The sequence below is a fragment of the Rhizobium sp. SYY.PMSO genome, assembly GCF_046840415.1.
In the GTDB taxonomy this organism is placed as follows: Bacteria; Pseudomonadota; Alphaproteobacteria; order Rhizobiales; family Rhizobiaceae; genus Rhizobium.
In genome coordinates this window covers 3,191,934-3,204,437 of the sequence record NZ_CP177349.1, presented here as the reverse complement: position 1 = coordinate 3,204,437, position 12,504 = coordinate 3,191,934, and the positions used below count along the sequence as shown (strand labels likewise).

Below are 12,504 nucleotides of genomic sequence, written 5' to 3'. Positions count from 1 at the left end.
TCATGGAGCGCCGTTTGCAATCGGCGCTCCCGCTTTCGACCTCACGAGGCGCGGACAGACCATCTGGCGATCAGATGGTCGAGCGCGATCCGCCCGGGTCCGCCGGCTATGATGACCAGAAAGCACGTCGCCCAGGTGCCGTGCGTCGGCCAGGCGTCGGGATAGACGAAGATCTCGATCACCAGCGTCATGCCGAGCAATGCCAGCGCCGAAAGCCGGCTTGCCAGACCGACGACGAGCAAAAGCGGAAAGAAATGCTCGCTGAAGGCGGCGATATGGGCGGCGATCCAGGGATCGATCAGCGGCAGTTTGTATTCGGTCTGGAAAAGATAGACGGCATTGTCGGTGACATGCCAGCCATCCACCTTGGTCTGCCCGGATTGCCAGAAGACGGCGGCAATCGACAGGCGTGCGATGAGCGCGATCAGGTCATGCGGAACGCCGTCGAGCAGCCTTATGGCACTATGGAGCCTTTGCGGCACGGTTTGCCGCTCGGCCGGGGCGGCCGTCATCATCTGTTTGTGCATGCCGGTTCTCCTTGGCGTTCAGCGGATGGCCACGAAAGCGCCTGCCGTGAACGCACCGGCGAGGTTGGCGGAAAGATCGAAATCGGCGGCATCGGCAAGAGCCGCTTCGAAGGCACGGCCAAGATCGGCGCCGGAAAACAACCGCTCCAGAAAGGTTGCGCCGCCTTGCGGCAGGCGATGCACCTCGACGGTCATCTGCGCGCGGACGACGAGGGCATCCTCTGCCGTCCAGCCGGCAATATCCCCGAATTCGATTTCGCCTGTGTTCATCGCCCATATGGTGACGGCCGGATGGATGGAGCGCGTGACGGAGGCGGAGGGGTGCGCCACGAGCGCAAGCTCCGCCAGGCCGGCCAGCTCGACGGTTGCCAACAGGGCGGCATCGAGCGGCATTGCGTCGGCGGCGTGATAAGCGCGGCCGCGGGCGACCTCCAATCGCATGACATCGGGCATATAGGGAATCTCCTTCGCCGGCTCGAAAGCCGCAACGAAATCGGGGAAATCATCGCCGTAGGCAAGCAGCAGAGGGGATCGCGGCGGATGCAGCCTGATGAATTCGTGCGCCATGGCCGCGAAGAACTCTTCGCCGACGATCCTTTCCGCTGCCGGAAAGCGCGAGGCAAGCGCGCCGATCAGGCCGATGGCGACATTGTTGCGATAGACGCCGAAGCGCCGCGCGGGCTGGCGTCCGTTCCAGGCCGTCAGCCCTTCGGGCATGGCCAGGCCGGGATCGACGAGCGCCGCGGCGAATTCGCTTTGAATGGCAAGAGACATTGCCTCCTCCTCAGGCTGCCCGGCGTGCGGCAGCGCGTTTCAGGATGGCTTCGGCTGCTTCGGCCTCGGCCCTCAGAACAGGCCATTCCGGCACGTCGTTATCCCATTCGACCAGGCTGGCGATCGGTCCCGTGCGGCCGATGAGCTCTTCGTAAAGCGCCCAGACGGGGTCTTTGACCGGCGTATCGTGGCTATCGATGAGCAATGGCGCGCCGGCGTCATCCACGGTCTGCGAATGGCCGCCGAGATGGATTTCGCGCACCCATTGCACCGGGAAGCGCCGGAGATAGGCGCGTGGATCCATATGGTGGTTGGTGGCGGCAACGAAGACGTTGTTGACGTCAAGCAGCAGGCCGCAGCCGGTGCGCCGGGCGACTTCGGCCAGAAAATCCGTTTCCTCTATCGTGCTTTCCTCGAAGAGCAGATAGGTAGCCGGATTCTCCAGCAGCATCTGGCGGCGAAGCAATGTCTGAACCTGATCGATATGGGCGCAGACCTGCGCCAGGGTCGTCTCGGTGTAGGGCAGGGGCAGCAGATCGTTGAGAAAGGTCGTGTCGTGGCTCGACCAGGCCAAGTGCTCCGAAAAGCTCTCGGGCTCATAGCGGTCGCAGACGACCTTCAGGCGGGCAAGGTGCTGCGCATCCAGCGGCTGCATCGAACCGATGGAAAGGCCGACGCCGTGGATGGACAGGGCATAATCCTGGCGCAGCTTGCCGAGCCGGGCATGCGGCGGACCGCCCGCGCCCATATAGTTCTCCGCGTGGACCTCGAAGAAGCCGACAGGCTGGCGGGTGGCATCGATCGCGGCGAAATGCTCCGGCTTGAAGCCGACGCCGGCGCGGCGGGGAAGTGCTGACGGTTTCATTGCGGGCCTCCGGGTTAAAATATTCCGTTCGGGAGGCGGGCGGCGCCTGCGGGAAGATGCGCCGCCCACGCGTTCGCGCTGCCTTGTCAGACCGGTGCCGGACCCTGTGCCAGGGTGCCGTGGCCGTTCGGCGTCTTGATCGCTTCACAGGTTCCGGCGGGAACCAGCTTCCACGAGTTGCGCTGGTAGTCGACCTTCGATGTGCCGGCGCAGGTCGTGCCGGGGCCGGCGGCGCAGTCGTTCTGGCCCTTGAGGGCGACGCCGTAGCATTTTTCCTTGGCGTCTGCGGCCGAGGCGGCCGTTGCGCCGGCAACCAGCGTCACCGCGGTTGCGACCGAAGCAGCCAGGGCGAGTGCGGACATCTTGCTCATGACAAATTCCTCAAGACGGGTGATGGACCGTGGATTCGAAATCGGATCAGGCCGGGGTCAGCGAGCCATGTCCCTTCGGGGTTTTCATGGAAATGCAGCTGCCTGCGGGCACGAGCTTGAAGGACATCCTGTCGTAGTTCATCGTCGACTTGCCGGCGCAATCATGCTTGCCGGCGGCGCAATCGTTCTGGCCCTTGAGGGCAACGCCGTAGCATTTTTCCTTGGAGTCGGCTGCCGATGCCGGGGCGGCGATGGATGCCAGTGCCGATGCGATCGAGCCCGCGATAGCCAGGGTAATGATGCTGTTTTTCATGGATCTGTCTCCTCGATGGATGCCAGCCGTCATTGGCTTGCATCGAGGTCTACGGAGCGTCCTTGCCGGATGTTACAGCCGCTTCGAAATTTTTTCCGTGTGGCACTCTTCTTATTGTGCCGGCTATCGGCTTGACGATGGCGTTTTATCCGCTGAGCCTGTGCGTGCGTACAGGCGGGCACGGCGCTCGGTGATTTCCGGCGGCAATGAAAAGGCTTGAAAAATAAGTGCCGTTGCCGGTAACGAAATCCTGCGGTCCCGCGTAAAGGAGATGTCGGATGAATCATTCGGCGCGCGAAGAGGAATGGGCAGCCTGGATGCGCGCCGCCATCGGCGGCGATGCGCAGGCCTATCACCGTTTCCTGTCCGCGGTGACGCCGCATCTGCGCGCCATGGCGCGGCGGCGCTGCGATCAGCTGGGCGCGCCGGCGAGCGAGGCCGAGGACGTGGTTCAGGAAGTGCTGCTGGCCATCCATCTGAAGCGCGGCACATGGGATTCATCGCGCCCGATCGGGCCGTGGCTGTCAACGATCGTGCGCAACAAGCTGATCGATAGCCTGCGGCGGCGCGGGCGGCATATGAGCGTGCCGATCGACGACGTGATCGATCTTCTGGAGGCGGAAGACCATACGGACGCCTTGGATCGGTTCGATGTCGATCGTATGCTGGAGCAACTGAAGGATCCGCAGAAAACGATCGTGCGCTCGATTTCCGTCGAGGGAACCAGCGTCCGGGAGACGGCGGACCGGCTGAAAATGACGGAAGGGGCGGTGCGGGTGGCGTTGCACCGCGCGCTGAAGGCGCTTGCCGCCTTGTATCGGAGTGAGACCAGTGAAAACCGATGACCTCATCAATCTTCTGGCGCAGGACGCGCCGGTCCGCATGCGGATCGGCAGGGCCCTGACCATGGCGGTCGTCGCGGGCATCCTGATCAGCGGCGGCATTTTCTTCTCAATCATCGGTTTTCGCGCCGATATAGACAGCGCGATGGAGACCGTCCGCTTCCTGTTCAAGTTCGTCGTGACGATCGCGCTCGCCGTGACGGCATGCGCCGTCGTCTTCCGCATCGGCCGTCCGGGTGCGTCTTTGCGCGTATGGGGCTGGGCCCTTCTGGCGGCGCCGGTGCTGCTGCTTGCGGCCGCTGCCGTCGAAATGGCGGTCATGCCGGCCGATAGCTGGGGGGCGCGGATGATCGGGCACAATGCCCGCTTCTGCCTGACGCTCATTCCGTTGCTGTCGATCGGCCCGCTTGCCTGCTTCCTTTTCGCGCTGCGCCATGGCGCGCCGGAAAAACCGGGTGCGGCCGGCGCCGTCGCCGGCCTTGCCGCCAGCGGCATCGCCGCGACCTTCTACGCGTCCAACTGCACGGACGACAGCCCGCTCTTCGTATTGTTCTGGTATCCGATCGCGATCGCCATAGTGACGGCCGTCGGATATGTTCTCGGCAAGCGCCTCTTGCGCTGGTAAGCCGACGGCGAGTGCGGAGCTGAAGAGGCACGGGACATCCGAATGCCCTTGCCCTGCTCAGGCGAAGCAGGCGTGACATTCGCACGCCCCCCTAAAAGCATGAGCATCCACCGTCCTTCGTGGACGTCGCGCTGCCGCTTTCAAAAAATTGCATTTGTCCGCGTTAAAGTATTTGCATCCGCGGCAAATTCTATTATAGAGGCGCAATCGTCGCCGCGAACGCTTAACCGCCTGGCGGCTGTTGGGGAATAGTTCAATGGTAGAACGACGGACTCTGACTCCGTTAATCTTGGTTCGAGTCCAGGTTCCCCAGCCAATTCTCCATTTCTCATTCATGAATGCGCGTGTTGGTTTCGCTGAGTGATGCTTTGTGGAGCAATTGTGTGTGACCCGCTTGAGCAAAGCTTACACGCATTGCCACAGGTGACGGGGCCAATGCTTTTCGCTACAGAGCATTATGCGCGTTCTCCATTTTTTCAAAACATATTGGCCTGACACATTCGGTGGTGTGGAGCGGACGATCCATGCGATTGCCAAAGGGGTCGCCAAATACGGTATCGAGTCCGATGTGCTTTCGCTCAGCAGGGCGCCGGGCGAAAACAGCCTCGCATTCGACGGACATATGGCTCATAAGGCGAAGCTCGACTTCGAATTCGCTTCGACGGGCTTTTCCCGTGAGGCTTTCGGACGCTTCCGGGAGCTGAGCAAGAAAGCCGACGTTATTCACTATCACTTCCCCTGGCCGGTGATGGATGTGGTTCATCTTACCTCGCGCACCGGAAAGCCCTCCATTGTAACTTATCATTCCGATGTCGTGAAACAGAAGGTGCTGCTGCAGTTCTACAAACCGCTGATGTTGCGCTTTCTGGCCGATGTCGATCGCATCGTTGCGACCTCGCCCAATTATCTTGAGTCAAGCGATGTGTTGAGGAAGTTCCGGGCGAAGACGACGGTCATTCCTTTGGGTTTAGACGAGACGGATTATCCGAGTGTCGACGACGCGGTACGCATGCGCTGGCGCAGCCGTTTTCCAGGGCGCTTTTTCCTGTTTGTCGGCGTCCTGAGATACTACAAGGGCATTCATATACTGGTGGAAGCTGCCAGGAGAAATGGTCTGGAGGTTGTCGTGGTCGGTAGCGGCCCGATGGAGGCGGAGCTGAAGCAGTTAGCTGCGAAAGGTGCCGAAAACGTCCATTTTGTCGGCGCCGTGTCGGACCAGGATAAGGTCGCTCTCCTCGAGCTTTGCGAGGCTTTCGTTTTCCCATCCCCACTTCGTTCGGAGGCTTTCGGATTGTCGCTGGTCGAGGCGGCAATGTTCGGAAAACCCATGATTTCATGCGAAATCGGCACAGGAACGAGCTTCGTCAATCTGAACGATAAAACGGGCATGGTCGTCCCGTCCAACGACGCCGATGCCCTGTCGGATGCCATGAAGCGCCTGTGGCAGGATGAGAAGAAAGCCGCGGCGATGGGCGTTGCTGCCCGTGACCGCTATCTTGCGCACTTCACGGCGCAAAGAATGTGTGCGGCTTATCATCGCCTTTATGACGAGCTGGTGCAAAGATGATCGCTCGTTGGAAAGCGACTTGAGGCGGGCGTCGGCGCCGAGGTTCTTCTAGCTTTCGGTAAGAGGAAGACCGGGTCCAATAAGATTACTGACTATCGGCCGCCCAACGTTCTCCAAATTCATTGTCGTATACGGCATGGCGCAATCGCATTGTGTCTGTCTCCTTCACTGGTTGCTGAACGAACCTATGAGGGAAATCGCTATGGCTCGTTGTCATCCGGAGTTATAGCGGAAAGAATCTTTTGCGCTTGATGGAAGCTTACGCGTCCTGCCTGAGACTATGCGCAACCGGCTGTTGCTCGTATTGGCCGGAGGTCAAGGTTGGAGGGTTGACGTCAAATGTGTCGTCCATGCCCGAGGTTGCCGGGAATGCTGGCATTCTTGTCAATCCCACCGCTATCCGGTCCATTCGCGAAGGTTTGGAAGTCCTGGCAATTGACGATACGCTCCATGCTCGTCTTTCGGGGCATGCAAGACCGAATGCTGCTCGCTTCGATTGGTCTGCAAACGCGCGTCAGCTGGAAACCGTGTTCGAAAAGACGATAGCGAAGCGCCGCCGCATCCACCGATGCCGGATTCAAGCCCCTTCGGCGACTTTCCGCTGCACCGGCCTCGCCGCCAGATACTCGCCCTTGGTGCGCATGTGGCACCAGCAGGCGAAGGCGGAGGAGGCGATGGCGAGGCTTTCGCCGATGGCCAGGCGGTTGTTTGAGTTGCTGAGCAGGGTCAGAGAGAAGAAGAACAGGCAGACGATATACGCATGCCATGCGGCGCGGGGAATGACGCCTGCCTTGCGGGCGCGCCACACTGCCCGGATGAAGACGCCGAGCATGAAGCCCATCACGGTCGCGCCGAACAGGCCGTATCGTACCAGGATCTCCAGATAGCCGTTGTGCAGCAATGTGTACTGGACATGCGAGTAGCGCGTCTCGGCCCAGCGCTCCAGCCAGCGGTTGCCCCAGCCGAAGAGCGGCGCGGAGGAGAAGACCTCCCAGCTGTTGGACCAGAGCTGCAGGCGCTCGTCCATCGACACCGGCGTGTTGGTCGAGCTGATCGCGTTAGAAACCACACCGCCCACCTCATGGCCGTCGGCCATGTTCTCCACCATGGACACGGCAGCCGACACGGTCGGCCCGGCCGTCTTGTCGAGGTTGTGCCGCACGCCATAGATGCCGGCGACCAGAAGCGCCGCCAGCACGACAATGGCGATGACGCCTGCTCTCATGCGCAGATAGGTCAGGGCGATGAGGGCAAGGAGCGGCAGGGTGATGCCGAGCGCCAGCCAGACGCCTTTCGATTTGGCGCCGTAGATGGCGATAAGACAGAGCGCGAGGATGAAGGGCGAAACCACATAGGCATAGCGCGCGATGCGGCGGTCGCCGGATTTTTCGGTCAGGTAATGCAGCAGCCAGAATATGGTGAAGATCACGATCATGCCGCAGGCGACCGCGCCGTGAATCTGGTTGTTCATGATCAGCGGGCGCACGGTTTCGCCGGCAAAGACCTCGCGGAAATGCTGCGTGGCGACCAGCATGACGAGCGCCATGGCGAAATAGGCCGCGACGATCTTCTCCATCAGCTTCTCATGAAGCAGAAAGGCGACGCCCATGATGGGAAAGAAGAAGGGAAAGGCATAGAGCCAGTCCGAAGCGCCGATATCGTGCTGCGGCGTCAGCCAGAGCGTGATGCCGAAGCGGACCATGACGTAGAAGGCCCAGCCCATGCAGAGCCAGCCGATCCAGTCCGTGCGCGGCCGCACCGGCGCCCTCATGTAATAAAAGAGAGCGATCAGGGACAGCAGCGCGGTGGCATAGCGATAGGCATCGCTTTCGAGCACGGTCGGAGAGGCGACGATCAGCCAGAGAAGGCTGCCGACGATCGCCACGGGCTTTGCCATGCTGCTGCCAGCCGTGGCGATGCCGGCAGGTTCGGTCGCGAGATCAGCATGCGATGTGTTCATGCGCGAGTCGTCCAATGTCGTCGTCCGCCTTCGTTCATAGTCGATTTATTTCCGGCATTTGGCCCCTATGGTCGTAAAAGGGCAGGAATGCGGCATTTTTCCCGTGCAGGCGCCTGGCGATGTCGATTTCGCCGCATGCTTGCTAATGGGCAACTCCGTCGCGTCGAACCACTTTCAAGACCGTCAGCAGGATGATCTTGAGATCGAGGAGAAAGGAGCGCCGGTGCAGATAGTCTTCGTCCAGTGCAACCTTCTGCGGAATCGGCAGTTCGTCGCGGCCGTTGACCTGCGCCCAGCCCGTCAGGCCGGGCAACAGCGCGTCGACGCCGCGTTCCGTGCGCAGGGCGATGAGGTCGTGCTGGTTGAAGAGGGCGGGGCGCGGGCCGACGATGCTCATCTCCCCCTTCAGGATGCACCAGAGCTGCGGCAGCTCGTCGAGACTCGATTCGCGCAGGAAGGAGCCGATCGGCGTCAGATAGACCTTGGGGTCCTTCAGCAGATGCGTCGCGACGGCGGGGGTATCGGTGCGCATGCTGCGAAATTTCGGCATGCGGAAGATCCTGTTTTTCCGCCCGACCCGATCGGACCAGTAGAGGATCGGGCCGCGCGAGGTCAGCCGCACGGCCATGGCGACGATCAGGAACGGAATGAAAAAGACGATGGCCGCGGCAAGAGCGGCGAGAAAATCGAAAAGGCGCTTGGCGATCGTATAGAACATCGTCTCTTGCAGTTGCATCGTCGCCGGTTCGGGCGGCGATGAAGGTCGTCGTTGTCCAGTGCATCTCATATCGCGAATTTAAGCACAACTGCCCTTGCCGAGATTTCCCGGTCTTGTTCCGGGCCGGTATCCCGTGCAAAGCATGTCTGCGACGGTTATGACGCAAAAAAGCGGAGGCGGGTGGCGCATGATCCTGGTGACGGGTGCGACGGGTTTTGTCGGACAGGCATTGTGTGCCGAGCTTTCCCGCCGGCAGATGAACTATCGGCCGGTCAGCCGCGCGCCCGCTCCGGGCTTCGTCGCCATTGGGACAATCGATGGCGATACGGATTGGTCAGAGGCGCTTGCCGGCGTCGATGTCGTCATGCATCTGGCGGCACGCGTCCATGTCATGAACGAGAGTGCCGCCGATCCGCTTGCCGCTTTTCGCGCCGTCAACGTCAACGCCACGGTCAATCTGGCGCGACAGGCCGCCGGCGCCGGTGTCAGGCGCTTCATCTTCCTGAGCTCGATCAAGGTCAACGGCGAGCAGACGGTGGCGGGGAAGCCGTTCAGGGCTTCGGATGTGCCGCATCCCGAAGATGCCTATGGCCGCTCGAAGCTGGAGGCGGAGGAGGCTTTGCTTGCCACAGGCGCGGAAACGGGCATGGAAATCGTCATCATCCGGCCGCCGCTCGTCTATGGACCCGGCGTGAAGGCGAATTTCGCAAGTCTGATGAAATGGGCCGGCCGGCCGTTTCCCTGGCCGTTCGGTGCGGTTCGCAATCGCCGGTCTCTTGTCTTCATCGGCAATCTCGTCGATTTCATGCTGCTTTGCACGCGTCACCCGTCCGTGGGCAATCGCGTATTCCTGGTCAGCGACGGTGAAGATCTTTCGGTCGGCCAGCTGATTGCCAAACTATCCCTGGCCGAAGGGCGAAAGGCTCTGATGCTGCCCGTGCCGCCGGCTCTGCTGAAGGGGTTCGCGGCACTTTTCGGCCGGAGGGCCGCGGCGCAACGGCTGCTTGGCTCGCTCCAGGTCGATATCGGCGAGACGGCAGCGATCACCGGCTGGTCGCCGCCCCATTCGGTCGACGAGGGGCTGGCGGAAACGGTTGTCGATGTCGGAGCGACGGCTCGCTGACTTGGCGTTGTTGCCTCAAAGGCTCCAGACCGAATGGCCTTCCAGCCGGGGATTGGTTCGATCGAGCGCAGCCTTCACGTCGACGACCACGCCATTTGCGCTTAGCAGGTCGAGCACTTCGGCGGCACCACCGGCCAGATAGGATTTGTGGGGAACGGCGAGGACGAGTGCGTCGAGCTTGCCGAAGTCCTTCAGATCGACCAGGCGGATGCGGTATTCTTCTTCGGCTTCCTGATGGCTGGCCATCGGGTCGTGCACCAGCGGCTCCAGGCCGAACTGATGCAGCTCGCGGATGATATCGGGGACGCGGCTGTTGCGCAGGTCTGGCACGTCTTCCTTGAAGGTCAGGCCGAAGATGCCGATGCGGGCGCCATTGATCGGCTTCTTCGCCGAGACCAGCATCTTGATGAGCTTCTGGGCGATGAAGGCGCCCATGCCGTCGTTGATGCGGCGGCCGGAAAGGATGACTTCCGGGTGGTAGCCGAGTTCTTCGGCCTTGGCGGTCAGGTAATAGGGATCGACACCGATGCAGTGGCCGCCCACGAGGCCGGGGGTGAAGGGCAGGAAATTCCATTTCGTCCGCGCCGCCTTCAGCACATCGGCCGTGCGGATGTCCATTTTCTCGAAAATGATCGAAAGCTCGTTCATCAGCGCGATATTGACGTCGCGCTGGGTGTTTTCGATGACCTTCGCGGCTTCGGCGACCTTGATGCTGGGGGCGCGATGGATGCCGGCCTGCACCACGGCGCCGTAGACGGCGGCGATCCTTTCCAGCGTGTCCTCGTCGTCGCCGGCGACGACCTTCACGATGCGCTCGAAGGTATGCTCCTTGTCGCCGGGGTTGATGCGCTCCGGCGAATAGCCGACGTGGAAGTCCTCGCCTTGCCGCAGGCCGGAAACTTCTGCGAGCACAGGGCCGCAGACCTCTTCGGTGACGCCGGGATAGACGGTCGATTCATAGACGACGATCGAGCCCTTGCGCAGAACCTTGCCGACCGTGCGCGAGGCCGAAATCATCGGCCGGAGATCCGGCTGGCGGTTCCGGTCGATCGGCGTCGGTACGGCGATGATGAAGATGTCGCGGTCCCGCAGGTCTTCAATCTCGCCGCTGATGCGCAGCCCGCTCGATTCCAGGCGCCCGGCGGAAATTTCGCGGGTATCGTCCTCGCCCGCCTTCAGGGCGGCGATGCGGGACGGCTTGATGTCGAAACCGACCACATCATGGAATTTTTCGGCGAGCGCGATGGCGACGGGAAGGCCCACATAGCCCAGGCCGATGACGGCAATTTTTTCGTTCAACACAACATACCTCGAACAATCCGCCTGAATTAGCCCAAATCCCAAGCGCGTGTCAGCGCCTAATATTCGTCTTCAGGATCATTTCAGGTGCGGGTCGCATGAATGTGATGAGCGGCCGCAGGCTTTGCAATGGTCCGGAAGAGCTGCCTTGCCGGCTGCTGCGCATCGGCCTTGGCGGCGATGCATAGGATGCCTATCGAAATTTCGGGTTCCAAACCTATCTATTAGGCTGAGACCTATTTTCTCGGAAAGCGTGGTTCGCAATGCGAAACAGCTATCTCAAACATCTGCGCACCCAGCGCGAGGAGCTCGAAGCCAAGCTCGAGCTGCACATAGCCCGCTATTGTTTCGGCGACGGCGAGGTGGACGACGGCACCGAGGCAGAACTCCGGCAGCGCATTGCGGAACTGTCCGATGAAATCACCGAGCTTGAAACCCAATGGGGTGAATAGTCGGACGCCTGGGAAACACAGTCGCTGCCTTGCGGACTGCCGCTGGCACTATGCGCGATGGAAGGTGCAAGGAAATCCTGCACGGGATTCAGCTGCCAGGCCGCAAAGGGTGGATTGGCAAGGAGAGCCGACGAATCCGCGGATACGGGCGCCCGGCAGGACGAAAGCGTCTGGCCGGCCGGGCAAGCGCCGGCCTTTATCAGGTCTTCGGCGGAGGCCTGATCGGTCGTCAGCCCGATTTTCATTGCTTCGTCCGGCGTAATGAGCCGTATCGAACTCGGAGCCGCGCTCATTGCCATGTCCAGGATCGACCAGTCGATGCCCATCTCCTTGAAATAAGCGAGGATCTTTGTTCGGAGTGATTTCGACAGTTTCGTGCTGTCGCGCTGTGCCATAAATTTGCGACTGATTTCCTGACGGCTGACGAGGCGCTTCTTGCCGTCAACGATCCGATATCTCATCCGGTAGACTATCCGCTCCTGGTCATACGTCGTCTTGACCTGATGGACGCCCGCGATGCTGAAGGAGCTGATGATGCGTCTGGCGCCAGATGCCAGCACGAAAGGGCACGCCGAAAGGCATCTGCTCCCGGCGGAATAGACCACGCCTTTCGCGCCGGCCCGCCATCCGTCGCCGCAGAGCGGCTCGCCGCTCGGACATGACCGCAGCCTGGTGCCGCCCACGGCCACGGACAGACCGCGCTTGCGGATGATCTCCCCCATCTCCATCGCAGCCGCTACATTTCCGCCGGGCGAGTTCACGATTATGGGCAATTTCCTGTTGCCGATGCTGGCAAGAAGTTTTCTGAGATCGCCAGGAGATTTAGCATCGATCATGCCCTCGGCGGCAATCCAGTCGACGCAGCCCTCGGGCCTGCAGGCGCCGGAGCCGGGATCGGCATGAACGAGCATGAATTGCATGGGGGCGCCCGGCACCTGCGCTGCTGCCAACGGCGCCGATGCAAGAAGCGCCAGTCCTGCTGCGGCGCCGCGCCGACAGCCCTGAATGATCCGGTGGCTGAAATGCGAGAAGATTGCGAGAATCATGCAGCGATGCCCCCCAACACCT

At 61.4% G+C, this 12,504-nt stretch carries 13 protein-coding genes and 1 tRNA gene; 6 read left to right on the top strand and 8 right to left on the bottom strand.

The window, feature by feature from the left end; all coding sequences use genetic code 11:
* Positions 1–41 precede the first annotated feature (41 nt).
* The 5 genes from ACJJVH_RS15545 to ACJJVH_RS15525 form a co-directional block, all read right to left on the bottom strand.
* Positions 42–527 carry a DoxX family protein gene (locus ACJJVH_RS15545; RefSeq protein ID WP_412064295.1) on the bottom strand — a complete coding sequence of 162 codons (486 nt, stop codon included), beginning with the start codon at positions 525–527 and terminating at the stop codon, positions 42–44.
* 18 nt (positions 528–545) lie between these two features.
* Complete coding sequence (locus tag ACJJVH_RS15540) at positions 546–1,301, bottom strand: putative DNA-binding domain-containing protein (protein WP_412064294.1); 756 nt, start codon at positions 1,299–1,301, stop codon at positions 546–548.
* 10 nt (positions 1,302–1,311) lie between these two features.
* The gene (locus ACJJVH_RS15535) at positions 1,312–2,166 is read right to left on the bottom strand and encodes a DUF692 domain-containing protein (RefSeq protein ID WP_412064293.1); all 855 of its coding nucleotides are present in this window, start codon (positions 2,164–2,166) and stop codon (positions 1,312–1,314) included.
* Positions 2,167–2,252: 86 nt separating this feature from the next.
* Positions 2,253–2,537: a DUF2282 domain-containing protein gene (locus ACJJVH_RS15530; RefSeq protein ID WP_112795891.1), complete on the bottom strand. Its 285-nt coding sequence runs from the start codon at positions 2,535–2,537 to the stop codon at positions 2,253–2,255.
* Positions 2,538–2,583: 46 nt separating this feature from the next.
* On the bottom strand, positions 2,584–2,850 hold the full coding sequence (locus ACJJVH_RS15525) for a DUF2282 domain-containing protein (RefSeq protein WP_112795893.1): 267 nt from the start codon (positions 2,848–2,850) through the stop codon (positions 2,584–2,586).
* 278 nt (positions 2,851–3,128) lie between these two features.
* Here ACJJVH_RS15525 and ACJJVH_RS15520 point away from each other — a divergent pair, with 278 nt between their 5' ends.
* From ACJJVH_RS15520 to ACJJVH_RS15505, 4 genes are all read left to right on the top strand, one after another.
* Entirely contained in the window at positions 3,129–3,695 is a 567-nt protein-coding gene (locus ACJJVH_RS15520) for a sigma-70 family RNA polymerase sigma factor (protein WP_113360543.1), read from the top strand.
* A complete protein-coding gene (locus ACJJVH_RS15515; protein WP_412064292.1) occupies positions 3,682–4,317 on the top strand; it encodes an NrsF family protein in 636 nt (211 codons plus the stop codon). Before ACJJVH_RS15520 ends, ACJJVH_RS15515 begins: the two co-directional genes overlap by 14 nt.
* A gap of 242 nt (positions 4,318–4,559) precedes the next feature.
* A tRNA-Gln gene (locus ACJJVH_RS15510) sits at positions 4,560–4,633 on the top strand.
* A 141-nt stretch (positions 4,634–4,774) separates the two neighbouring features.
* On the top strand, positions 4,775–5,884 hold the full coding sequence (locus tag ACJJVH_RS15505; protein ID WP_412064291.1) for a glycosyltransferase family 4 protein: 1,110 nt from the start codon (positions 4,775–4,777) through the stop codon (positions 5,882–5,884).
* 577 nt (positions 5,885–6,461) lie between these two features.
* Here ACJJVH_RS15505 and ACJJVH_RS15500 read toward each other — a convergent pair.
* Together ACJJVH_RS15500 and ACJJVH_RS15495 are read right to left on the bottom strand one after the other, a co-directional pair.
* The gene (locus ACJJVH_RS15500) at positions 6,462–7,844 is read right to left on the bottom strand and encodes an O-antigen ligase family protein (RefSeq protein ID WP_412064290.1); all 1,383 of its coding nucleotides are present in this window, start codon (positions 7,842–7,844) and stop codon (positions 6,462–6,464) included.
* Positions 7,845–7,986: 142 nt separating this feature from the next.
* Positions 7,987–8,562: a sugar transferase gene (locus ACJJVH_RS15495; protein ID WP_112796124.1), complete on the bottom strand. Its 576-nt coding sequence runs from the start codon at positions 8,560–8,562 to the stop codon at positions 7,987–7,989.
* Positions 8,563–8,749: 187 nt separating this feature from the next.
* On the opposite strand from ACJJVH_RS15495, the gene ACJJVH_RS15490 reads away from it, so the two are divergent.
* Positions 8,750–9,685, top strand: coding sequence for a UDP-glucose 4-epimerase family protein (locus tag ACJJVH_RS15490; RefSeq protein ID WP_412064289.1), 936 nt, complete (start codon positions 8,750–8,752; stop codon positions 9,683–9,685).
* Between the two features lie 15 nt (positions 9,686–9,700).
* On the opposite strand, the gene ACJJVH_RS15485 is transcribed toward ACJJVH_RS15490, so the two are convergent.
* Positions 9,701–10,987, bottom strand: a complete 1,287-nt coding sequence (locus ACJJVH_RS15485) for a nucleotide sugar dehydrogenase (RefSeq protein WP_412064288.1) — start codon at positions 10,985–10,987, stop codon at positions 9,701–9,703.
* A gap of 260 nt (positions 10,988–11,247) precedes the next feature.
* On the opposite strand from ACJJVH_RS15485, the gene ACJJVH_RS15480 reads away from it, so the two are divergent.
* Positions 11,248–11,436: a hypothetical protein gene (locus ACJJVH_RS15480; RefSeq protein ID WP_112795905.1), complete on the top strand. Its 189-nt coding sequence runs from the start codon at positions 11,248–11,250 to the stop codon at positions 11,434–11,436.
* The last annotated feature ends 1,068 nt before the right edge of the window (positions 11,437–12,504 follow it).